Raw genomic sequence first — 22,885 nt, 5'->3', positions numbered from 1 at the left:
GTCGGATTCCACCGCCCAGAGACTCCAGACGGTTCGTTTCATGCACGCCTATCGCTCTCACACCTGCGGCGCCCTGCGCGCCTCCGACGCCGGTTCCGCTGTTCGCCTGTCGGGCTGGGTTCACCGCAAGCGCGACCACGGCGGCCTGCTGTTCATCGACCTGCGCGACCACTACGGCCTGACGCAGCTGGTTCTGCACCCCGAGACGCCGGGCTTCGCGGCGGTCGAGCGTCTGCGCGCCGAGAGCGTAATCAAGGTCGACGGCGAGGTGGTCGCCCGCGACGCCTCGGTGGTGAACCCTAACCTGCCGACCGGCGAGGTCGAGGTGCGCGTCCACGGCGTCGAGGTGCTGTCCGAAGCCGCCGAACTGCCGATGCCGGTCTTTGGGGATCAGGAGTATCCCGAGGACATCCGCCTGGCCAACCGCTTCCTCGATCTGCGCCGCGAGCGACTGCACAACAATATCGTGCTGCGCTCCAAGGTGATCTCCTCGATCCGCCGTCGCATGGTCGATCAGGGCTTCCTGGAGTATCAGACGCCGATCCTGACGGCCTCGTCGCCGGAGGGCGCGCGTGACTTCCTGGTGCCGTCGCGACTGCATCCGGGCAAGTTCTATGCGCTGCCCCAGGCGCCGCAGCAGTTCAAACAGCTGCTGATGGTGTCGGGCTTCGATCGCTACTTCCAGATCGCGCCCTGCTTCCGCGACGAAGACCTGCGCGCCGACCGTTCGCTGGAGTTCTATCAGCTCGACGTCGAGATGAGCTTCGTGACGCAGGAAGACGTCTTCGCCGCCATCGAGCCGCTGATGCACGGCGTGTTCGAGGAGTTCGGCGAAGGCAAGCCGGTATCGCCCATCGACGGCGTCCATACCTTCACCAACGACTTCGGCGAGACGTTCGAGCACAAGGGTTTCGAGCGCCTGACCTATGCCCAGTCGATGGCCTGGTATGGCTCGGACAAGCCGGACCTGCGCAACCCGATCAAGATGCAGGTCGTGTCCGACCACTTCCGCGACGGCGGCTTCGGCCTGTTCGCCAAGATTCTGGGCGCGGACGACAAGAACGCCGTCTGGGCCATTCCGGCGCCGACCGGCGGATCGCGCGCCTTCTGCGACCGCATGAACAGCTGGGCGCAGGGCGAGGGCCAGCCGGGCCTGGGCTATATCTTCTGGTCCGAAGACCAGGGCGCTTGGGGCGGCCCGATCGCCAAGAACCTGGGTCAGGAACCGACCGAGGCTCTGATGTCGTCGCTGGGTCTGGGTCAAGGCGACGCCGCCTTCTTCGTCGCCGGCCTGCCTGCGACCTTCGCCAAGTTCGCCGGCTTGGCCCGCACCCGCGTGGGCGCCGAGCTGAAGCTGGTGGACGAAGAGCAGTTCAAATTCTGCTGGATCGTCGACTTCCCCATGTTCGAATGGTCGGAAGAAGAGAAGAAGGTCGACTTCAGCCACAACCCCTTCTCCATGCCGCAGGGCGGGCTGGAGGCTCTGGAGAACCAGGATCCGCTGACCATCCGGGCCTATCAGTACGACATCGTCTGCAACGGCTATGAGCTGTGCTCGGGCGCGATCCGGAACCACAAGGCCGAGATCATGCTGAAGGCGTTTTCCATCGCCGGCTACGACGCCTCGGTGGTCGAGGAGCAGTTCGGCGGCATGCTGAACGCCTTCCGCTTCGGCGCGCCGCCGCACGGCGGTCTGGCCCCCGGCATCGACCGCATCGTCATGCTGCTGGCCGGCGAGACGGCCATCCGCGAGGTCATCGCCTTCCCGCTGAACCAGCAGGGCGAGGATCTGCTGATGAACGCTCCGACCGAGGCCGAGGAGCGCCAGCTGAAGGATGTCCACATCCGCACGGCCCTGCCGATCAAGGTGTGATCGGCGAGGTCTGATCCAGGACGAAAAAAGGGGGGATGCTTAGCGGCGTCCCCCTTTTTTGTGCTCGCGCCCAAGGCGAGCACGATTGCCTGCAACCGCAAACCGGGATTTACGTTCGGATCGGACGTTAATCTTTCGGTAACCAAATGCGACGCGCCATTCGACTGGGTATCTTCATCGGCACCGTGCTGGGCATGAGCGCCTGTGCGACCCAGTATGATGCCACTGGTCGGCCGGTTTCGGGCGCTTACGGCTCGGTCGAAGCCGGGCGGACGGGCTGAGCGCAAAGGAAAACGTGGCGCTGGTCGCGATCCTGCCCTATTGTAGCGCTGCGGACGCCGTCTGTCGCGCCGCGTCGGTCCCCAAAACCCCCTAGATGTTACTCATCGCTATTGCTGTCGTTCTGCTCCTGGTGGTGCTCAACGGCTTGTTCGCCATGACCGAATTGGCGGTCGTCTCCTCGCGGAAATCCAAACTACAGGCGAGGGCGGAACGGGGAGACCGGGGGGCCAGGGCGGCGTTGAAGCTGTCCGAAGAACCGACCCAGTTCCTGTCCGCCGTCCAGGTCGGCATCACCCTGATCGGCATTCTGGCGGGCGCATATGGTCAAGCGACCATCGCGGGCGAACTGGATCGCATTCTGGAAGTCGCTTTCCCGGCGCTGGCTCAATATACCGAATTTTTCGCCACGGCCCTGGTGGTCGTGTGCATCACCTATGTCTCGCTGATCATCGGCGAACTGGTGCCCAAGCGCCTTGCGCTGATCTTCCCCGAAACGGTAGCGTCCAAGATGGCCGGGCCGATCTCCAAGCTGGCGATCGTGTTGAAGCCGTTCGTCCTGCTGCTGACCGCCTCCACGTCGGGCATACTGAAGCTGTTGGGCGTCAAGGATCGCGATGGCTCCGACGTGACCCAGGAAGAGGTTGCGACCATCCTGGCCGAAGGCACCTCGGCCGGCCTGATCGAGCCCGAAGAGCAGGTGATGATCGAGGAAATCCTGCGCCTGGGCGACCGCCCGGTGCGGGTGGCCATGACGCCGCGCCACGACGTGTTCTGGATCGCCCTGGACGACCCCGAAGAGATGCTGCGCGAAGAGATTCGCACCTGCCCCTATTCGCGGATCGTGGTGGCGCGCGAGAGCGACGTGGATAATCCGCTGGGCGTGGTTCACAAGAAGGATCTGCTGGACAGCCTGCTGACCAACGGCAAGTTCGACATCGAACCGCTGGTCGCCGAGCCGGCCTTCATTCCGCAGTCGACTTCGGTGTTGAAGGCGCTGGAGATCCTGAAGGGCTCGCGGGTCCACATGGCCTTTATCGTCGACGAGTACGGCGCCTTCGAAGGCGTGGTGACAGCGACCGACATCCTGGAAATGATCGCCGGCGACTTCAACGAAGGCCATGACGAAGAGCAGGCCTGGATCCATCAGCGCGCCGACGGCAGCTGGCTTGTCGATGGTCAAACGGACCTGGACGAATTGGCCGACAAGCTGGGCGAGGACTTTGGCGAGCATGAAGGCTTCCACACCGTCGCTGGCCTGATTCTGCACCAGATCTCGCGGGTCCCGGACGAAGGTGAAGTGCTCCAGGTCGGCCGATTCGAGGTCGAGGTCGTGGATATGGACGACCGCCGCATCGACAAGCTGATCTTCAAGGAACTGGTGAAGGCACAGGACGAGCGGAACGCCATCGCCGCGCATCTGGAAGACTGATCGCAAGTGTCACATCGCCCTTGAAATGGCGGGCGGTGTCGGGCATACGCCCCCCTCTGGCGAACGCACGGACCTTTCGGGTTTGCGCGGTTGTCTAGGAGTTTAGCTCAGCTGGTAGAGCACCGGTCTCCAAAACCGGGGGTCGTGGGTTCGAGTCCCCCAACTCCTGCCAATCCCCCCTGTCGCTTCCGGATGGGACTTCCCATCTGGGGCGACAGGAACAATTGTGTGAAGAGCAACTGATGGCCAAGGCCAAAACTCCCGGCAAGCGGCCTCAAGGCAGCGCGAAGCCCCAGATGGGCGGCGCCGCCGCCATCACGGTCGATTCGCCCGAGCCCAAGAAGCCCCGCACCAGCCCCGGCCAGTTCCTGAGCCAGGTGCGCGCCGAAGGCCGCAAGATCGTCTGGCCCAGCCGCAAGGAGACCTGGATCACCTCGGTGATGGTCTTCATCATGGTCATCATCGCCTCGATCTTCTTCTGGATCGTGGACACCGGCCTGGGCTACGCCTTCCGCTACATCATCGCTCTCGGATCCTGAGAAAGACGCGCCCATGACCGATGCAGCGCCTGCAAAGCCCGCCAATCCGCGCCACAAGTGGTACATCGTCAACGCCTACTCGAACTTCGAGAAGAAGGTCGCAGAGCAGCTGCGCGATCAGGCCAAGCAACAGGGCCTGGAAGACGCCTTCTCTGAAATCCTGGTTCCGACCGAGGACGTCGTCGAGATCCGTCGCGGTCGCAAGGTGAACTCGGAACGCAAGTTCTTCCCCGGCTATGTGCTAGTGAAGATGGAAATGACCGACCAAGCCTATCACCTGGTCAAGAACACGCCGAAGGTAACGGGCTTCCTGGGCGCCGCAGGCGGCACCAAGCCCCTGCCGGTTTCCGAGCGTGAAGTTCAGAACATCATCGGCGCCGTGGAAGAGGGCGTCGAGCGTCCGAAGCCCACCATCCGCTTCGACATTGGCGAGAAGGTCAAGGTCATCGACGGCCCGTTCGCCAGCTTCGACGGTTCGGTCGAGAGCGTGGACGAAGAACACGCCCGCCTGCGCGTCGCCGTGTCCATTTTCGGCCGCGCCACGCCGGTCGAACTGGAATACGCCCAGGTGGAGAAGGTCGCGGGCTGAGGCTTACGCACCGGTCGAGATATCAAGCCGCGTCCGAAAGGGCGCGGCTTTTTCATTTCTGCGGCGTGGGTAGGGCGGTGCGTTGCCTTTCCAGCCCCGCTCTGTTACACGCGCGCCTTCGCTCGGCGGACCTCGGTTCGTGGAGCGTCAAATCCGTGGGAGGCAGCCATGCCGCACCACGGCTCACCGGCCCTGCGTTCGCGCCGGGTCATTCATAGGAGAGACCAATGGCCAAGAAGATTCTCGGCTATATCAAGCTGCAAGTGCCGGCCGGTTCGGCCACGCCTTCGCCCCCGATCGGCCCGGCTCTGGGTCAGCGCGGCGTGAACATCATGGGCTTCTGCAAGGAGTTCAACGCGCGCACCGAGAAGGAAGCCAAGGGCACCCCGCTTCCGACCGTGATCACCGTCTATCAGGACAAGTCGTTCACCTTCATCACCAAGACGCCGCCGGCGACCTGGTACCTGAAACAGGCCACGGGCCTGAAGTCGGGTTCGAAGCTGGTCGGCCGTGAAGTCGCCGGCAAGATCACGCAGGCGCAACTGCGCGAGATCGCCGAAAAGAAGATGAAGGATCTGAACGCCAACGATATCGACGCGGCGGCCAAGATCATCGAAGGCTCCGCCCGCGCGATGGGCCTCGAAGTGGTGGAGGGCTAAACCATGGCCAAGCAAACCAAGGCCTTCAAGGCCCGCACCGGCGTGACCCAAGACCTGCTGCCGTTCTCCGACGCCATCAAGCTGGCCAAGGAAAACGCCAAGGCCAAGTTCGACGAGTCGCTGGAAATCTCGGTCAACCTGGGCGTCGACCCGCGTCACGCCGACCAACAGGTCCGTGGCGTCGTCAACCTGCCGTCGGGCACCGGCCGTGACGTTCGCGTCGCCGTCTTCGCCAAGGACGCCAAGGCCGCCGAAGCCACCGCAGCCGGCGCCGAACACGTTGGCGCCGAAGATCTGTACGAAAAGATCGCCGGCGGCTTCATGGAGTTCGACCGCGTGATCGCGTCGCCGGACATGATGGCCCTGGTCGGCCGTCTGGGTAAGGTGCTGGGCCCGCGCGGCTTGATGCCGAACCCCAAGGTCGGCACCGTGACCCCCAACGTGGCCCAGGCCGTCAAGGACGCCAAGGGCGGCGCCGTCGAGTTCCGCGTCGAGAAGGCGGGCATCGTCCACGCCGGCATCGGCAAGGTCTCGTTCACCCAGGACGCTCTGGAAGCCAACGTGAAGGCCATCGTGGACGCCCTGGTGCGTTCCAAGCCGTCGGGCGCCAAGGGCACCTATGTGAAGCGCATCAGCCTGTCCTCGACGATGGGCCCGGGCTTCAAGGTCGATCCGGCCTCGCTGGGCGCCTAAGTCGGAAGACAAGCCATACGGAAGAACGGCGGGGAGCGATCCCCGCCGTTTTTTTCTTGCCCGGATCAGTATGCGGCGGTGAAGCGGGCGCGGCTGTGCTTGGGGTTCTCCAGTTCGTCGACCATGGCGATGGCGTAGTCGGAGAAGCCGATCTTGCTGTCGCCGTTGCGTCCACGACCAGTTGGTCGGTCCCGGTCCGGTAGCGGCCCAGGCGCGGCGTCTCTTCGATCAGGGCGGCGGGCGAGAAGAAGGTCCAGTCGATGTCCGTTTCCTGACGCAGGTCGTCCAGGAAGGTCAGGCCGCCCTTGGCGATCGGCTTCCATTCGGCCGGAAACTGCGGCGTGTCGAACAAGAGGACGCCGGGCGCGACCTCCAGGCTGGCGGCGCCGCCGGTGACGAGCAGGCGCGGGATGCCGGCGGTCTTCAGCGCGCCAAGGATCGTCGCGGCGGGAATATCGAAGTGCAGGGCGCTGATGACCGCGTCCGAACCCTCGATCAGATCGGCGAGCGCGGCGGCGTCCGAGGCGTCGCCGGCGACAGGTGTGACGCCGGTGGCGCTCGGAATCGCTTCCGGCTTGCGGGCGATGGCGGTGACCGTGTGACCGCGGGCGGCCAGTTCCTTGGTGATTTCCGAGCCGGCGCGACCGCTGGCGCCGAGGACTGCGACTTTCATGGAAGGCTCCTTTGGGTATCCAATGGATACCAGGTGCGATATGGGATGCGCCTATGCAAGACGGCACCTCTCAGACACCTGGTTACCTTCAAGAAACCTGGTTGCGCGGCGACGTGCTCGCAGCGAACTGTCCGACGCGGCAACTGCTCGACCGCATCGCCGACAAATGGAGCACCCTGATCCTGATCGTGCTGGTAGAGGGGCCGATCCGCTTCAACGCCCTGAAGCAGCGGGTCGATGGCGTGTCGCAGAAGATGCTGAGCCAGACGCTGAAGTCGCTGGAGCGCGACGGGCTGGTGTCACGCTCCGTCGTGGCCACCGTGCCGGTGTCGGTGACCTATGCGGTCACGCCGCTGGGCCGAACCCTGATGGCGGCGATGCAGTCCATGATCGACTGGGCCGAGACCCGGATGCCGGAAGTCGCGGCCGCGCAAATGGCCTATGATCAGCGGACCTCCGACGCCCACTGACTTTTTTATCGCCTGCGGCGAACGGCCACGCTCGACCCGCGTTCCTGTCGCGACCTTGAAGGGGGCGATATGTTCGGACTGGGAAAACTGATGGGCGACAAGCCTGGTGTGGGCGGCCACGACCCGTGGAAGGGGCGGCTCGCGTTCGGCGCCATCGTGCTGGTGTCGGCCTATTTCGCGGTCCAGCTGATCGTGACCTTGCAGACGCTGTGGCTGCTGATCTTCGGGGCCATCGTGGTGTCGGTGATCCTGCGCGCCCTGGCCGATCCCATCGTGCGCTGGCTGAAGGCGCCGGATCCGCTGGCCGTCTTCCTGTCGCTGCTGATCGTGGTCGCGGTCCTGGCGGGGATATTGACCCTGTTCGGAACCCAGATCACCGAACAGGTCGTGGCCCTGTCCGCCGTGGTGCCGCAAGGCTGGGAGCAGGTTCAGTCCTGGATTCAGGCCCAACCCTATGCCGCACAGCTGTTGGAGCAACTACAAGGGCTGGGCGGCCGTGCCGGTCAGGCGTTGCAGGTCGCTCAGAAGTTCGCCCTGGGCTTCGCATCGGGTGTCACCACACTGGTTCTCGTCGTGGTCGCGGGCGTCTTCCTGGCGATCGAGCCCGCCAAGTCGCGCGAGGGGCTGCTGTCCATGCTGCCCATGGATCGCCGCCCGCGAATGCGCGAAGTGCTGAACAGCTGTGGGAAGGCGCTGAAAGGCTGGCTGAAGGCGCAGCTGTTCTCGATGGTTCTGGTCGGCACGCTGACAGGGGTCGGCTTGGCCATCATCGGCGTGCCGTCGGCGCTGGGGCTGGGTCTGCTGACGGGATTGGCGCAGTTCGTGCCGATCGTGGGCCCCATCGTCTCCACCGTGCCGGCTGTGCTGGTCGGCGCCACGCAAGGGTGGCAGACGGCCCTGATGACGCTGGCGCTGTATGTCGTTGTGTCCCAGCTGGAGAGCAACTTCATCACGCCGATGGTGCAGAAGAACGTCGCGAACTTGCCCGTGGTGCTGGGCATCTTCGCCGTGGTGGGCATCGGCACCCTGTTCGGGCCGCTGGGCGTGCTGTTCGCCACGCCGCTGGCGCTGGTGCTGCACACCTTGATCACCATGCTGTATCGTCAGGACGTGCTGGGCGATCCAAAGGCCAAGGCGCCCGGCGAGAAATAAATGGGACCGTCCGTGGTCTGACAACTTGACGCAGCCATCGTGATCCCGTTTCGAGGGCGGCCGCGACCGGCAGACCTGGAACCAGACGTGAAGATTGGGCGAGCGCCAGCACGAATCGTCAGGACCGCTCAAGCGATGGGCGAGGGCTGAGGCGTGCCGCAGGCCCGGTCGAAACGCACCACCCGCTCCGAGACCCGGCAGGTCGCGGCCCTGCCGTGGCGGCTGGAGGACGGCGAGCGTCGCATCCTGATGATCACCTCGCGCGAAACGCGACGCTGGGTGATCCCCAAGGGCGGGCGGATGGTCGGCAAGAGCGATCCCGAGGCCGCCGCCCAGGAGGCGATGGAGGAGGCGGGGGTGAAGGGCGACGTCGACACTCAGTCCATCGGCGTCTTCCGATACGCCAAGGGTCTGAAAGACGGCGGCGTGCGTCAGTGCGTGGTGTCGGTCTATCCGCTGGAAGTGCTGATCCAAATGGGCGCCTGGCCCGAAGCGCATCAGCGCGAGCGCCGTTGGATGAGCCTGAGCGAGGCGGCGGATCTGGTTCATGAGCCCGACCTGGCCGCGCTGATCCGCGACTTCGACGCCACGCCGCTCGAAGATTGAGCAACCGTCGGTCGAATTCTACTGGCCTGCGGACCTGAGCCTTCCGATAAGTGGGCGGGGAGGCCATCATGATCATCACACGCAAACAGGCGCTGGCTGCGTCGCTGGGTCTGGCGCTGGGTCTGAGCGCGACAGGCGCGCACGCGCAGACGGCGGCTCAATCGGAAACAGTCGTCGTCACACGCGTCGAGCCTGCGCCGCAGGATGCCGGCTTGGCCCGCCGCAGCGCCCTGGCGCGCGAACTGATCGATCTGTCCGTCGGACCGAACTTCATGAAGGAGTTCGAGCGCGTCATGGTCGCGCAGATGGGCGAACTGGATAAGAAGGGCGGCGAAGAAGCGATTTGGGTCCGCACCAACATGCCGTCTATGGCTAGCAGAATGATCGAGCGGTTCATGGATGACTTGGCCCCAATCTACGGCTCCGTCTTCACTGAAGAAGAACTCGTCGCTCAGATCGCATTCTATCGCACGTCTGTCGGGCGCTCTGTCGCAGCCAAGACGATATCCTTGAGCATGGCCTCACAGGAGGTCGAGACCGCAGCGATGACGGACCTTCTGGAGGAGTTTGAGAGCAAATATTGCGCCCGGTTCGACTGCGGCGAGGCCGAACAGACCGGCGCCAAGCCCAGCGGGCGTTAAGCCGGGTTGATTTCCAACGACGGCGCCTGTAAGAGCGCCGCTTCCCGTCGGAGGTTCATCTTCTGACGGTCCTGTCCGAGAACTTCGGGGCGTGGGGGTCACCCAGGCCATAACTGTCAGAGAGCCCTCTGACGCCGTGGGGAGATGGGGACGCGACCTTGCGCTGTCAGCCCGCATTCCGGGACGGACGCCGTCAGACGCATCCTTCGGACAATACGACCGGCCCGACGTTTCGCAGCGATGCGACGCGCTTTGGCCAATCCGTCGTCGGGAATAAGCCCGGCGGCGAATACCAAGACTGGAGACCGCAATGGATCGCGCTCAAAAAGCCGAGTCTATCGAATCGCTCAAGGGCGTTTTCGCCGACGCCGGCAGCGTGGTCGTGACCCACAACCTGGGTCTGACCGTTGCGGAAATGGAAGATCTGCGTGGCCGTCTTCGTAAAGAAGGCGGCGCGTTCAAGGTGGTCAAGAACCGCCTGGCGCTGAAGGCGCTCGAAGCCGAGGAAGGCAGCGACTACCACAACCTGTTCAAGGGTCCCGTGGGCATCGCCTATTCCGAGAACCCCGGTACGGCCGCCAAGGTCGCCACCGAGTTCGCCAAGGCCAACGATCGCTTCAAGATCGTCGGCGGCTTCATGGGCTCGACCATCGTCGACCAAAAGGGCGTGGACGCACTGTCCAAGCTCCCGACGCTCGACGAGGTTCGCGGTCAACTCATCGGCCTGCTCAACGCGCCTGCGACCCGTATCGCCGGCGTGCTGCAAGCACCCGCCGGTCAGCTGGCTCGCGTGTTCAACGCCTACGCCACCAAGGAAGCCGCGTAAGCGGCCCAGCCTTTCATCTCTGCATCACTCTCTAAAACCAATCCTCCGAAGGAAAACTGACAATGGCTGACCTCGCCAAGATCGTCGAAGACCTGTCCGCTCTGACCGTCCTCGAAGCTGCTGAACTCTCCAAGCTGCTGGAAGAAAAGTGGGGCGTCAGCGCCGCTGCTCCGGTCGCCATGGCTGCTCCGGCCGCCGGCGGCGGCGCTCCGGCTGAAGCTGCCGAAGAGCAAACCGAATTCACCGTCGTCCTGGTCGACGGCGGCGACAAGAAGATCAACGTGATCAAGGAAGTCCGCGGCGTCCGTTCGGACCTGGGTCTGAAGGAAGCCAAGGACCTGGTCGAAGGCGCTCCGCAGAACGTCGTCGAGAACGTCTCCAAGCAAGCCGCCGACGAAGTCGCCAAGAAGCTGACGGAAGCCGGTGCCAAGGTCCAGATCAAGTAAGATCTGACTTTCGGCATTTGCTGAAGATCGGAAAGGCCCGGCGGGAAACCGCCGGGTCTTTTTTGTTGGCCTATCGCGCGGAGCGCTGCTTGAGGCCGATGGGTAGGCCGCCGGCGAATAAGCAGCGGCGTCTAGGAGCTCTGGGCTCAGCGCTGCGGTCGGCTGCGCATAGCGAAGAAGGCCCACAGGGCGTCGTTGTCGGCGACCCAGCTGTGACCGCCGCCTGAGGTGATGCGGCCCACCACGTCCGCGCCGTCGCGGCAGGCGGCGTAGCCCTCTTCATAGACCTTGTCGGCGATCCAGCGGGTGTCGCGCACCTGGGTGCAGCCGTTCAGCTGGGCCCAGCGCTGTTCGGCGGCGTGCATGGTGTAGCTCCAGTAGCCTGCGCCGCCGCCCTGGATCGGATTGGTCGTGTCGGCGTCGCCGGCGAAGGCCATGACCGGCATGGGGCGCGAAGGGCGGCAGGTGGCGGGATCCGGCTCCTCCGGGCGGTCCTTTCTGGGATTGCCGGCGCGCAAGCCAACGACAGGGGCGATGGCGGCGAAACGGTCGGCGGCGACGCAACCCAGCCAAGACGTCATCCGCCCGCCGCCCGATAGGCCCGTCGCATAGATGCGGCTGTCATCGACGCAGCCCTGGTCGGCCAGATAATCGATGGCCCCCGTCAGATAGGCGACGTCGTCTGCATCATCGGGGCCGGGGACTGCGCCAGTGACGGTCGGCACGCCGGGGATGTTCCAGACGAAACCTTGATCGATCGGAATGCCGGCGTCGGGCGCGGCGACGATGAAGCCGTGCCGATCCGCCGCCTCAGCCAGGCCGGAAGACGCCAGCATCTTCTCTCCGGTGCCGCCGCTGCCGTGCAGCAGGAAGACCAGAGGCGCCGGTTTTGCAGGGTCGAAACCAGCAGGCAGGTGGATTCGCATCGTGCGTCCGCTGCGGCCGATGGCGACGGCCTGGGTCGCACCCGCCTGTCCGATGTTGCAGGGCCCGGCCGCGTGCGCCGACGGGCTGAAGATCATCAGGCCCATCAGGGCGGCGAACAGACCGAACCAAGGCTTCATGCGACGTCGTCTCCGCTGATCGAGAGCGACAGGGTGGGGTGTTTTCGGTATCGAGACCAGTCTTGAGCGGCGCCGTGCGGCTTCCCATCTGTGGACACCCCAAGACGGAGCCATCCCCTATGAAAATTCTGCTGGTGCTGACGTCGCACGATCAACTCGGCGACACGGGCAAGAAGACCGGCTTCTGGCTGGAAGAACTGGCGGCGCCCTATTACGCGCTGAAGGATGCGGGCGCGGATATCGTGCTGGCCTCGCCCAAGGGCGGTCAGCCGCCGCTGGACCCCAAGAGCGACGACCCCGACGCCCAGACCGACGACACGCGCCGGTTCAAGGCCGACGCCGAAGCCCAGGCCGCCCTGGCCTCGACCGTCGTCCTGTCGTCGGTGAAGGCCGAGGATTTCGACGCCGTCTTCTATCCCGGCGGCCACGGACCGCTGTGGGACCTGGCGAACGACGCCGATTCCATCGCCCTGATCGAGGCCTTCGCCAAGGCGGACAAGCCGACCGGCTTCGTCTGTCATGCGCCCGGCGTGCTGAAGTCGGTGAACGGGCCGGATGGCAAGCCGCTGGTCAACGGCCGCAAGGTGACCGGCTTCACCAACTCCGAAGAGGAGGCCGTGGGCCTGACCGACGTGGTGCCGTTCCTGGTCGAGAACGTGCTGACCGCCAACGGCGGCGACTACTCCAAGGGGCCGGACTGGGGCTCCTATGTGCTGACCGACGGCAAGCTGGTGACCGGGCAGAACCCCGGCTCGTCGCACGCGGCGGCCGAGGCGTTGCTGAAGCTGTTGAGAGCTTAAGGAAACTGTCTCCTCCCCGCGATGCGGGGAGGGGGACCGCGAAGCGGTGGAGGGGTTCTTGAAGTCCCACTGACCCAAAGAGCCCCTCCGTCGCGACGCGAAGGCGCGTCGCGCCACCTCCCCACCGAGTGGGGAGGAGACGGTCGCCCAGAGTTAGCGCCGGCGGGGCGCGAGGATGTCGGACAGGCGATCCGGCGCGCCTTCGATCCGTTTCAGCCGCGGGTAGCGCAGGCCGTCGTGGTAGGCGAAGGCCACCGTGCGGAAGCGATCGCCGGATTTCAGCAACAGTTCGATCGGGGCGTCGGTCCCTTTCGCCGCCGTGACGGCGTCGCGCAACACCTCGGCCGAGCCGGCCTTGCCGTTGACGGCGACCAGGCTCCAGCCGGCGCCGAGGCCGTGCTCAAAGGCGGGCCCGCCCCAGCGGATGTTGGTCAGCTTGTCGCCCGACAGGGTGAAGCCCAGCGAATACTGGAAGTCGTTGGCCCAGCCGCTCTGAACCGACTTTTCCGCCGCCGAGGGCGTGTCTGTGTAGGTCAGTCGCCAGCCGCCACGCTCGATCCCGGCCAGCGGCGCACGGGCGTCGGGACCGACGGCGTCCAGACGGGTGCGCAGGAAGGCGGCCCAGTCGTGGGGATAGACCGCATTCAGGGCCGCGACGACGTCTTCGAAGGTGTAGCCCTGAGGCGCCCATTCGCCGTCGTCGTGACCGAAGAAGCCCTTGGCGAAATCATCCAGCGACTTGCGGCCGTTGGTACCCTCGCGGATCAGGGTGTCGGCGTCCAGCCAGACCAGCAGGCTTTCGCGGTAATAGTCGCCGGTGCCGCGCATCCACGAGGTGAACTGGCCCGGCACGCGATAGCCCAGCAGATTGTGGTTGTTGGTGTCTTGCAAGGCGCGCCACTGGCGACCCGGCTGGTTGTCATAGAAGGCGGCGACGCTGGCCAGGGTCGCCAGGGCCACGTCCTTGGAATGCAGCCCCGAACGGGCGGCCAGCACATCGCCCCAGTATTCGGTCTGGCCCTCATAGACCCATAGCAGTGTGTTCTGGGTCGGGACGTTGTGGTTGGCTGTCAGCTCATCTGCCGGACGCATGAACTTGCCGTTCCAGGAGTGGGTGTATTCGTGCGGCAGCAGGCCCCGGTCGCCGGCGGTCTTGGTCCAGTTGGTGAAGAAGTCGGGCGCACCGGTGTTCTCGGACGAGCGATGATGCTCCAGCCCGATGCCGCCCATCTGATCGGTCAGGGCGAACAGGAATTCGTAGTTGTCGAAGTGACGGGCGCCGAACAGGCGGTCGGCCTGCTGAACCATGTACTCGAACAGTTTCAGCTGGTCGTCGGTGGCGGCCAGACCCTTGGCCTCGTCAGCCAGGATGTTCAGGTGGACGCGCTCGCCGCTGGGGTCGATGTCGACGCGGCGGTAGTGCGCGCCCGCGAAGATGGGGCTGTCGATCAGGGTGTAGAGGTCGGTTGGGGCGAAGGTCGCCACGTCGCCGTCCTGAGACGCCGTGGTCAAGGCCGTGCCGTATTTCCAGCCGGCAGGCAGGATCACTGAGGGGGCGACCTGGATCTGGCGGCTGAAATAGCCGGCCGGATAGAGGATGGCCTTTTCCCACTGCAGATTGACCATGGCCGGAGTCATCAGCACGCGCCAGTTGGAGGCGTCCGGCTGGGTCAGTTGCTGGAACTGCACGTCGATGCTGGTCACGCCCGCTGGGATGTCGAGGTGGAAGGCGTAAGGGTCCAGCGTGTCGCGCAGCCACTCGATCCGCTGGCCATTGGCGGTGACGGTCAGGCCGGACAACAGCTGGATCGGGCCGGTGGCGGCGTGGTTGCCGGGCAGGAACTTCGGATAGAGCAGGGTCAGCGGGCCCGGGCTGGCGACCGGGATGGTCTGGCTGACGTTGATGATGCGACGGTCCAGGTCGGTGATGTCGGCGCGGTACTGGATCACGCCCGGATAGGGCTTGTCCTGGGGGGCGGGAATGGTCGGCTGGGCGCGGGGCAGGGCCAGCGGCGCCTGGCTCGCATCGGTGACGACAGGGGTGGACTGGAAGGTCTGTGCTATCGCGGGAGCGGCTGCGGTCGTCATCAGGACGGCGAGGCAGGCGGCGGTCAGGCGGGTACGCGGCATTCGGTCATCCGGTTCGGCGAGGAAGCCGCACCGTCGGGGGCGAGGGGCGATGCGTCAAGCGCGGCGTTGTGTCTCCTCCCCATGAAATGGGGAGGGGGACCGCGAAGCGGTGGAGGGGCTCTTGAAGTCTCACAGGCGCCTGCGAGGCGGTGAAGAGCCCCTCCGTCACGGCGCTGAAGAAGCGCCGCGCCACCTCCCCACGCAGTGGGGAGGAGACGTATGTGTTCGGCGTTCTAGCGCCGGCGGGGCGTCAGGATGTCGCCCAGGCGGTCAGGTGTGCCGGGGATGCGTTCCAGGCGGGGGTAGCGCAGGCCGTCGTGGTAGTCGAAGACGACGGTGCGGTATTGCTCGTCGTCCTTGACGATCAGGGTGATGGGCGTCGACGGATCCTTGGCCGCGGTGACGGCCTCGGTCAGGCGTTCGGCGCTGGCGGCCTGCCCATTGACGGCGACGATCTCCATCCCGGCGGCCAGGCCCGACTTGAAGGCCAGGCCGTTCCACTGGACGCTGCGGATCTTGTTGCCTTCGCCGGTCTGGAAGCCCAGCGAATAGGTGAAGTCGTTGCGTTTCAGCTCGGCGTACAGGGTCTTCATGTAATCGGTGGGCTTGTCCGAATAGGCCAGCCGCCAGCCGCCGCGCGCCAGACCGTCCAGCGGGGCGCGGGCCTCGGGGCCATCGGCGTCCAGGCGGGTGCGCAGGAAGGTCGCCCAGTCATTGGCGACGACGCCGTTCAGGGCCGCGACCACATCCTCGAGGGTGTAGGGAGCCGGGGCGTAATCGCCGTCGCGGACGCCGTAGAAGGCGCGGGCGAAGTCGTCGAGCGACTTCCGGCCGCCGGTCTTCTCGCGGATCGTCGTGTCGACGTCGAGCCAGATCAGCTGGCCCTCCGAATAGTAGTCCTCGTCGCGCTGCCACGACAGCCAGCCCTTGGGCTGGCGCTGGCTGATGATGGGGTCGTTGGTCGTGTCCTGCATCGCGCGCCATTCGCGGCCGACGCGCGTGTCGAACGTCGCGGCGGTCATGGCCAGGGCGTCCATCGCCTGTTGCTTGCTGAGCAGGCCCGAACGGGCGGCGATCACCTGGCCGTAGTACTGCGTCTGGCCCTCGTAGACCCACAGCAGGCTGTTCTGCAGGGGGCTGTTGAAGTTGGGAACATACTGGTCGGCGGGGCGGCGCCATTTGCCGTCCCAGGAGTGGTTCATTTCGTGGCTGAGCAGGTCGCGGTCGGACAGGTGGGTATCCCAGCCGGTAAAGAAGGCGGGATCGACCGAGTTTTCCGAACTGCGGTGATGCTCCAGCCCGATGCCGCCCAGCTTGTCCGTCATGGCGATCAGGAAGTCGTAGTGGTCGAAATGGCGCGCGCCATACAGCCGGTCCATCTGATCAACCAGATTTCGCAGAATCTGGATTTGCTCGTCGGTGGCGTTCAGGCTGTCGGCCTTGTCGGCGACGATGTTGGCGCGAACGGGCGAGCGGCCGCCGGGATCGAGGTCGATCTGGCGATAGTGGACGCCGGCGAAGACCGGGCTGTCGATCAGCACTTCCAGATTGACGGGCTTGAAGTTCTGGACGTCGCCAGCCTTGGTTTCGGGCTCCAGCGCCGTGCCGAACTGCCAGCCGGCGGGGAACTTGACCGTGGGCTGGACCGTGATGTTCCGCGACCAGTGGCCGGCGGGATAGAGCAGCATCTTCTCCCACTGGATGTTCAGCATCTCGGGCGTCATCGTGATGCGACCCTGATTGCCGGTCGTCGGCGACAGGTGCTGCAGGGTGATGTCCAGCGCGGTCGCACCGGCCGGGACGACCACGTGGTAGGCGAAGGGATGAAGGGTGTCGCGAACCCACTGCACCCGCTGGCCGTTCGCCGTGATCTCGATGCCGGCGAGCTGCGCGATGGGGCCGACGGGGCCGTGGTTGCCCGGCAGCCATTCGGGGAAGAACAGGGTCATCGGTCCCGCCTGGGCGACCGGGATCGTTTCCTTCACCGCAAAGATGTGCTGGGCCAGGTTGGTGGCGTCGACGTCCAGCGTGATGACGCCGGGATAGGCGACGTCCCGCGCTTCCGGAATCGCAGGCAGAGGCGCGGGCAGGGCGGGCGGGGTGGTCGAGGCCTGCTGCGCCAGGGCGGCCGGGGCGGTCGAGGCCAATAGGAGGGCGAGGCCGAGTGGAGCGGCGCGCAGGCAAGAACGGATCATCGAGGACTCTTCAGGCGACTGGGGGAGCCGCGACAGTCCGACGCAGGGTGCAAGGCGTCAAGCGTCAGCGCTGATCCGAAATTGCACTGCACCCCGAAAACGCGTGCAAAATGCAAGGACGTGCAATTCGGATCATTCCTCCTCCATCGGACGCAGGGGCGGCGTGGTGGGCAGTTTGTGCTGCCGTTTCGGGTCGTTGGCCATGCCCCGGTAGTAGCGCACAGCATGGTCGTCGATCTTGGCGATGGCCTCCAGATCCCTGTGCAGTCGGACCATCCCCGCGCCTCGATCAGCTTGCCGTCGATCATCGCCCGTGAAGCATTGGCCCAGGCCAGACGCGCCATGTCGGCGGCGTTGCAGGGCAGGCGCTGGTCGATGGCGTCCAACTCATAGGCGTCGAGCGGTTCGAAAACCGCGCCGTGCGGCTGGTCCGATCGGCGCCAGCCCTCCGTGCGGGCGCGCCAACGGAAGGTCGAGAGGCTGAGACCGTGGCGCTCGCAGACCTCCGGGGCGAAACCCCCGGCGAGATAATCCTTGCGGGCGGCAGCCCAGGTTGCGGCGGATCGCCGGGTCCAGTCGGGCGAATCGGATTGGGATCGGAGATGTCATCGGTCATGCCGCCCATGATCCGGGCGACGCCGCCTAAGGCCGGAACAAAGACGATCCGAGCGCCCAAGGCGTTGAATAGGCTGCGGTCAGGGTGTCGAAATACGATGGAGCACGGTCGCCAGCCATCCTTGTTTCGGTCTTCAACCCGGCTTGACGTCCAGCAGTTCGACAGAGAAGCGCAGGGTGGAGTTGGGGGGCAGTTCGTCGCCGCCGACCCAGCGCGAGCCGTAGCCCAGCGAGGCGGGGATGACGAATTCGTAGATTTCCCCGACGCGCATCAGGGCCACGCCCTCGGTCCAGCCCTTGATGACGCGGTTCAGCGGAAACTCGGCCGGTTCGTTGCGGGCGTAGGAACTGTCGAACTCGCGCCCGTCAATGAAGGTGCCGCGATAGTGGACCTTGACCGTGTCGGTCGCCTTCGGCTGAGCGCCCTCGGGGTGGGCCTTGCCGACGCGGCGATATTGCAGGCCGCTTTCGGTGGTGGTCCAGCCGCGCCGCGCGCCGTTCCAGGCGAGGTAGGCGGTGTTGCCGGCGTCCCAGGCCTGCTGCGGCGTCAGGGCCCCCTGGCCATTGACCTGATCGGCGGCGCGCGCGGCGGCCGAAGCCGTCTCGGCATAGGTCACCGGCTCGCGATGGGTGACGCAGGCGGAAAGGGCGAGAGCGGCGAGCAGAGGCAGGGCGATCCGTGTCATAAGGCGACGCTAGATCAGGCCATCGTCGCTCGCAACGAGATTGGTCGGCTCTGTCGAAAAGGTTCCCTGGGGCCTTTATTTCGTCGCGAATGCGCGTATATGTGCGCGCTCCGCAACACTCCATATGAGTCTGCGCGCAAGCGCCGAGGCCCGGTCCGTCGCCCTCCGACCGAGCGAAGGCGCGGCTCCTTCCCAGGGAGCCGGTACATTTCAGGCGTCCTGGCCCGGCAGCGGGCCGAGGGTGGATGCCGAAACCCTGGCTGCGGACGCGGAGACGCGCGCCGTGGCTGCTGCATTTCACGCACGCCTTCCCCGGGGCGTGCGCCATGGGAAACACTGAATGACTGACGTCGCCCACGATCTCGCCATCAACGGTCAGATCGCTTCCGCCACCTCGTTCACCGGCAAGAAGCGCATCCGCAAATCCTTCGGGCGTATCCCTGAAGCGATCGCGATGCCGAACCTGATCGAGGTTCAGCGCGCTTCCTACGAACAGTTCCTGCAGCGCGAGGTCCGTCCGGGCGTCCGCAAGGAGCAGGGCATCGAGGCGGTCTTCAAGTCGGTGTTCCCGATCAAGGACTTCAACGAACGCGCCATCCTGGAATACGTCTCGTACGAGTTCGAAGAGCCGAAGTACGACGTCGAGGAGTGCATTCAGCGCGACATGACCTATGCGGCGCCGCTGAAGGTCAAGCTGCGCCTGATCGTGTTCGAAACCGACGAGGAAACGGGAGCCCGTTCGGTCAAGGATATCAAGGAGCAGGACGTCTACATGGGCGACATCCCGCTCATGACGGATAAGGGCACCTTCATCGTCAACGGCACCGAGCGCGTGATCGTCTCGCAGATGCACCGTTCGCCGGGCGTCTTTTTCGACCACGACAAGGGCAAGACGCACTCGTCGGGCAAGCTGCTGTTCGCCGCCCGCGTGATCCCGTACCGCGGCTCGTGGCTCGACTTCGAGTTCGACGCCAAGGACGTGGTCTATGTCCGCATCGACCGCCGCCGCAAGCTGCCCGCCACGACCTTCCTGATGGGTCTGGGCATGGACGGCGAAGAAATCCTGAAGACCTTCTACGAGACCGTGCCTTACGAGAAGCGCGGCGAAGGCTGGGTCACGCCCTACAAGGCCGAGCGCTGGCGCGGGGTTAAGCCGGAGTTCGACCTGATCGACGCCGACACCGGCGAAGTGGTCGCCCAGGCCGGCCAGAAGATCAGCGCCCGCGCCGCCAAAAAGCTGGGCGAGACGACGACCTCGCTGTCGCTGGCCGCCGACGCCCTGGTCACCAAGTATCTGGCCAATGACGCCGTCAACTTCGAGACCGGCGAAATCTTCGCCGAGGCCGGCGACGAACTGGACGCCCCGACCATCGAAGTGCTGGAGCAAAACGGCTTCACCACCATCGAAGTGCTGGACATCGACCACGTCACGGTCGGCGCCTACATGCGCAACACCCTGCGCGTGGACAAGAACGACAATCGCGAGGACGCCCTGTTCGACGTCTATCGCGTGATGCGTCCGGGCGAGCCGCCCACCCCGGAAGCCGCCGAGGCCATGTTCAACTCGCTGTTCTTCGACAGCGAACGCTACGACCTGTCGGCCGTCGGCCGGGTCAAGATGAACATGCGTCTGGAAAGCCCCGAGGTCTCCGACGAGATCCGCGTCCTGCGCAAGGAAGACGTGCTGAAGGTGCTGCAGATCCTGGTCGGCCTGAAGGATGGCCGCGGCGAGATCGACGACATCGACAACCTGGGCAACCGCCGGGTCCGGTCGGTCGGCGAGTTGCTGGAAAACCAGTACCGCGTCGGTCTGCTGCGGATGGAGCGCGCCATCAAGGAGCGCATGTCCTCGGTCGATATCGACACGGTCATGCCGCACGACCTGATCAACGCCAAGCCGGCCGCCGCCGCGGTTCGCGAGTTCTTCGGTTCGTCGCAGCTGTCGCAGTTCATGGACCAGACGAACCCGCTGTCGGAAATCACCCACAAGCGTCGTCTGTCGGCGCTTGGCCCGGGCGGTCTGACGCGTGAGCGCGCGGGTTTCGAAGTCCGCGACGTGCACCCGACCCACTACGGCCGCATCTGCCCGATCGAAACGCCGGAAGGCCCGAACATCGGCCTGATCAACTCGCTGGCCACCCACGCGCGCGTCAACAAGTACGGCTTCATCGAGAGCCCGTACCGTCGCGTGAAGGACGGCCAGGCCCAGGGCGAGGTGGTCTACATCTCGGCCATGGAAGAGTCGAAATACACGATCGCTCAGGCCAACATCGAACTGAAGAACGGTCAGATCGTCGAGGACCTGGTCCCCGGCCGGATCAACGGTGAATCCCAGCTCCTGAACAAGGACGCCGTGGACATGATGGACGTGTCGCCGAAACAGGTCGTTTCGGTCGCCGCCGCCCTGATCCCGTTCCTGGAAAACGACGACGCCAACCGCGCGCTGATGGGCGCCAACATGCAACGTCAGGCCGTGCCTCTGGTGCAGTCGGACGCGCCGCTGGTCGGCACGGGCATGGAAGCGGTCGTGGCCGTTGACTCCGGCGCCGTCGTGGTCGCCCGTCGTGACGGCGTCGTCGAACAGATCGACGGCACCCGGATCGTCGTGCGCGCCACCGGCGACGTGGACGCCGCCCGCTCGGGCGTCGACATCTACCGCCTGTCGAAGTTCCAGCGTTCGAACCAGTCGACCTGCATCAACCAGCGCCCGATCGTGCGCGTGGGCGATCAGGTGAAGGGCGGCGACGTGATCGCCGACGGTCCGTCGACGGACCTGGGCGAACTGGCCCTGGGCCGCAACGCCCTCGTCGCCTTCATGCCCTGGAACGGCTACAACTTCGAAGACTCCATCCTGATCTCCGAGCGCATCGTGCGCGACGACGTCTTCACCTCGATCCACCTGGAAGAGTTCGAAGTCGCCGCCCGCGACACGAAGCTTGGCCCTGAGGAAATCACGCGCGACATCCCCAACGTCGGCGAGGAAGCCCTGCGCAACCTCGACGAAGCGGGCATCGTGGCCATCGGCGCCGAGGTCCAGCCGGGCGACATTCTGGTCGGCAAGGTCACGCCGAAGGGTGAAAGCCCGATGACGCCGGAAGAGAAGCTGCTGCGCGCCATCTTCGGCGAGAAGGCTTCGGACGTGCGCGACACCTCCCTGCGCCTGCCGCCCGGCGTCGCCGGCACGATCGTCGACGTTCGCGTCTTCAACCGTCACGGCGTCGACAAGGACGAGCGCGCCATGGCGATCGAACGCGCCGAGATCGAACGTCTGGGCAAGGACCGCGACGACGAGCTCAAGATTCTCGAGCGCAACGTCTATGGCCGCCTGAAGCCGCTGATCGTGGGCAAAAACGCCGTGTCGGGGCCCAAGGGCATCGGCCGTGGCGAACTGACCGACGAGAAGCTGGCCGAGGTCAGCCGTGGTCTGTGGTGGCAGATCGCCCTGGACGACGAAAAGGCCATGGGCGAGCTGGAAGCGATGAAGCGCCAGTTCGAGGACGCTCGCAAGCAACTGGACCGTCGTTTCGAAGACAAGGTCGAGAAGCTGCAGCGCGGCGACGAACTGCCCCCCGGCGTGATGAAGATGGTCAAGGTCTTCGTAGCCGTGAAGCGCAAGCTTCAGCCCGGCGACAAGATGGCCGGCCGTCACGGCAACAAGGGCGTCATCTCCAAGATCCTGCCGATCGAGGACATGCCGCACCTGGAAGACGGCACGCACGTCGACGTCGTTCTGAACCCGCTGGGCGTGCCTTCGCGCATGAACATCGGCCAGATCTTCGAAACCCACCTGGGTTGGGCCGCCGCGGGTCTGGGCAAGCAGATCTCCGGTCTGCTGGAAGCCTGGCAAGCGGGTGGTCAGAAGCAGGCGCTGATCGATCGTCTGACGCATATCTACGGCGAGGAAACCCCTCTGCCGCAGGATGAGGAAGAACTGATCGAACTGGCGAAGAACCTGTCCAAGGGCGTGCCCTTCGCGACCCCGGTCTTTGACGGTGCGCACATCGGCGACATCGAGCGTCTGCTGGAAGAGGCGGGGCTGAACAAGTCGGCCCAGTCGATCCTGTACGACGGTCAAACCGGCGAGCAGTTCAAGCGTCCGGTCACGGTCGGCTACATCTACATGCTGAAGCTACACCACCTGGTCGACGACAAGATCCACGCCCGCTCCATCGGCCCGTACTCGCTGGTCACCCAGCAGCCGTTGGGCGGCAAGGCGCAGTTCGGCGGTCAGCGCTTCGGGGAAATGGAGGTCTGGGCTCTGGAAGCCTACGGCGCCGCCTACACCCTGCAGGAGATGCTGACGGTGAAGTCCGACGACGTGGCCGGCCGGACCAAGGTCTACGAGGCCATCGTCCGTGGCGACGACAGCTTCGAGGCCGGCATTCCCGAGAGCTTCAATGTGCTCATCAAGGAAATGCGTTCGCTGGGTCTGAACGTGGAGCTGGGGAACAGCTGATCCGGATCACGAGCCCTCTCTCGCCACGGCGGGGGAGGGCGATCCCTCCGCTTTTCTCCGT

Annotated in this window: 21 protein-coding genes and 1 tRNA gene; 16 read left to right on the top strand and 6 right to left on the bottom strand. The window is 65.3% G+C overall.

What is annotated here, in order from left to right; translation table 11 throughout:
- The first annotated feature begins 40 nt into the window (after positions 1 to 40).
- From aspS to rplA, 8 genes are all read left to right on the top strand, one after another.
- Positions 41 to 1,873 (top strand): aspartate--tRNA ligase, encoded by a 1,833-nt coding sequence (gene aspS / locus A4249_RS08180; RefSeq protein WP_066551897.1) that lies wholly within the window; start codon positions 41 to 43, stop codon positions 1,871 to 1,873.
- Positions 1,874 to 2,019: 146 nt separating this feature from the next.
- A complete protein-coding gene (locus A4249_RS17045) occupies positions 2,020 to 2,154 on the top strand; it encodes a hypothetical protein (protein WP_257722448.1) in 135 nt (44 codons plus the stop codon).
- A gap of 95 nt (positions 2,155 to 2,249) precedes the next feature.
- Positions 2,250 to 3,584 carry a hemolysin family protein gene (locus tag A4249_RS08175; RefSeq protein WP_197458362.1) on the top strand — a complete coding sequence of 445 codons (1,335 nt, stop codon included), beginning with the start codon at positions 2,250 to 2,252 and terminating at the stop codon, positions 3,582 to 3,584.
- Positions 3,585 to 3,680: 96 nt separating this feature from the next.
- Positions 3,681 to 3,756, top strand: a tRNA-Trp gene (locus A4249_RS08170).
- A 70-nt stretch (positions 3,757 to 3,826) separates the two neighbouring features.
- Positions 3,827 to 4,123: a preprotein translocase subunit SecE gene (gene secE, locus A4249_RS08165; RefSeq protein WP_066551896.1), complete on the top strand. Its 297-nt coding sequence runs from the start codon at positions 3,827 to 3,829 to the stop codon at positions 4,121 to 4,123.
- 13 nt (positions 4,124 to 4,136) lie between these two features.
- Entirely contained in the window at positions 4,137 to 4,712 is a 576-nt protein-coding gene (nusG, locus tag A4249_RS08160) for a transcription termination/antitermination protein NusG (protein ID WP_017506694.1), read from the top strand.
- Between the two features lie 227 nt (positions 4,713 to 4,939).
- Complete coding sequence (gene rplK / locus A4249_RS08155) at positions 4,940 to 5,371, top strand: 50S ribosomal protein L11 (protein ID WP_055754816.1); 432 nt, start codon at positions 4,940 to 4,942, stop codon at positions 5,369 to 5,371.
- Between the two features lie 3 nt (positions 5,372 to 5,374).
- Positions 5,375 to 6,064, top strand: a complete 690-nt coding sequence (rplA, locus tag A4249_RS08150) for a 50S ribosomal protein L1 (protein ID WP_017506695.1) — start codon at positions 5,375 to 5,377, stop codon at positions 6,062 to 6,064.
- Here the strand turns inward: rplA and A4249_RS08145 are convergent.
- Complete coding sequence (locus A4249_RS08145) at positions 6,033 to 6,737, bottom strand: NAD(P)-dependent oxidoreductase (RefSeq protein WP_231868673.1); 705 nt, start codon at positions 6,735 to 6,737, stop codon at positions 6,033 to 6,035. The two genes, rplA and A4249_RS08145, sit on opposite strands and share 32 nt — an antisense overlap.
- 101 nt (positions 6,738 to 6,838) lie before the next feature.
- On the opposite strand from A4249_RS08145, the gene A4249_RS08140 reads away from it, so the two are divergent.
- The 6 genes from A4249_RS08140 to rplL all read left to right on the top strand — a co-directional run bounded on the left by A4249_RS08140 (position 6,839) and on the right by rplL (position 10,878).
- Positions 6,839 to 7,207 carry a winged helix-turn-helix transcriptional regulator gene (locus tag A4249_RS08140; protein WP_231868672.1) on the top strand — a complete coding sequence of 123 codons (369 nt, stop codon included), beginning with the start codon at positions 6,839 to 6,841 and terminating at the stop codon, positions 7,205 to 7,207.
- Positions 7,208 to 7,276: 69 nt separating this feature from the next.
- Positions 7,277 to 8,359, top strand: coding sequence for an AI-2E family transporter (locus A4249_RS08135; RefSeq protein WP_082854109.1), 1,083 nt, complete (start codon positions 7,277 to 7,279; stop codon positions 8,357 to 8,359).
- A gap of 153 nt (positions 8,360 to 8,512) precedes the next feature.
- On the top strand, positions 8,513 to 8,965 hold the full coding sequence (locus A4249_RS08130) for an NUDIX hydrolase (RefSeq protein WP_055754820.1): 453 nt from the start codon (positions 8,513 to 8,515) through the stop codon (positions 8,963 to 8,965).
- Positions 8,966 to 9,033: 68 nt separating this feature from the next.
- Entirely contained in the window at positions 9,034 to 9,606 is a 573-nt protein-coding gene (locus A4249_RS08125; protein WP_156494677.1) for a DUF2059 domain-containing protein, read from the top strand.
- 310 nt (positions 9,607 to 9,916) lie between these two features.
- Positions 9,917 to 10,432 (top strand): 50S ribosomal protein L10, encoded by a 516-nt coding sequence (gene rplJ / locus A4249_RS08120; protein ID WP_055754822.1) that lies wholly within the window; start codon positions 9,917 to 9,919, stop codon positions 10,430 to 10,432.
- A gap of 62 nt (positions 10,433 to 10,494) precedes the next feature.
- A complete protein-coding gene (rplL, locus tag A4249_RS08115; RefSeq protein WP_055754823.1) occupies positions 10,495 to 10,878 on the top strand; it encodes a 50S ribosomal protein L7/L12 in 384 nt (127 codons plus the stop codon).
- A gap of 146 nt (positions 10,879 to 11,024) precedes the next feature.
- Here rplL and A4249_RS08110 read toward each other — a convergent pair whose 3' ends face one another.
- Positions 11,025 to 11,942, bottom strand: a complete 918-nt coding sequence (locus tag A4249_RS08110) for an alpha/beta hydrolase family esterase (RefSeq protein WP_066551893.1) — start codon at positions 11,940 to 11,942, stop codon at positions 11,025 to 11,027.
- 119 nt (positions 11,943 to 12,061) lie between these two features.
- Between A4249_RS08110 and A4249_RS08105 the strand changes: the two genes are divergently transcribed.
- Positions 12,062 to 12,742 carry a type 1 glutamine amidotransferase domain-containing protein gene (locus tag A4249_RS08105; RefSeq protein ID WP_066551892.1) on the top strand — a complete coding sequence of 227 codons (681 nt, stop codon included), beginning with the start codon at positions 12,062 to 12,064 and terminating at the stop codon, positions 12,740 to 12,742.
- Positions 12,743 to 12,895: 153 nt separating this feature from the next.
- Here the strand turns inward: A4249_RS08105 and A4249_RS08100 are convergent, their stop codons facing one another.
- The 4 genes from A4249_RS08100 to A4249_RS08090 form a co-directional block, all read right to left on the bottom strand.
- Positions 12,896 to 14,872, bottom strand: coding sequence for a M61 family metallopeptidase (locus A4249_RS08100; RefSeq protein WP_066551891.1), 1,977 nt, complete (start codon positions 14,870 to 14,872; stop codon positions 12,896 to 12,898).
- A 233-nt stretch (positions 14,873 to 15,105) separates the two neighbouring features.
- The gene (locus A4249_RS08095; protein WP_066551890.1) at positions 15,106 to 17,067 is read right to left on the bottom strand and encodes a M61 family metallopeptidase; all 1,962 of its coding nucleotides are present in this window, start codon (positions 17,065 to 17,067) and stop codon (positions 15,106 to 15,108) included.
- A 132-nt stretch (positions 17,068 to 17,199) separates the two neighbouring features.
- Positions 17,200 to 17,343, bottom strand: a complete 144-nt coding sequence (locus A4249_RS16615) for a hypothetical protein (protein WP_156494676.1) — start codon at positions 17,341 to 17,343, stop codon at positions 17,200 to 17,202.
- Positions 17,344 to 17,816: 473 nt separating this feature from the next.
- The gene (locus A4249_RS08090) at positions 17,817 to 18,368 is read right to left on the bottom strand and encodes an FKBP-type peptidyl-prolyl cis-trans isomerase (protein WP_066551889.1); all 552 of its coding nucleotides are present in this window, start codon (positions 18,366 to 18,368) and stop codon (positions 17,817 to 17,819) included.
- A gap of 340 nt (positions 18,369 to 18,708) precedes the next feature.
- Between A4249_RS08090 and rpoB the strand changes: the two genes are divergently transcribed.
- Positions 18,709 to 22,824, top strand: coding sequence for a DNA-directed RNA polymerase subunit beta (rpoB, locus tag A4249_RS08085; RefSeq protein WP_066551888.1), 4,116 nt, complete (start codon positions 18,709 to 18,711; stop codon positions 22,822 to 22,824).
- The last annotated feature ends 61 nt before the right edge of the window (positions 22,825 to 22,885 follow it).

It is taken from the genome of Brevundimonas sp. GW460-12-10-14-LB2, from assembly GCF_001636925.1.
In the GTDB taxonomy this organism is placed as follows: domain Bacteria; phylum Pseudomonadota; class Alphaproteobacteria; order Caulobacterales; family Caulobacteraceae; genus Brevundimonas; species Brevundimonas vesicularis.
Note: the sequence above shows the minus strand (reverse complement) of the source record. Positions and strands in the feature narration are given on the sequence as shown.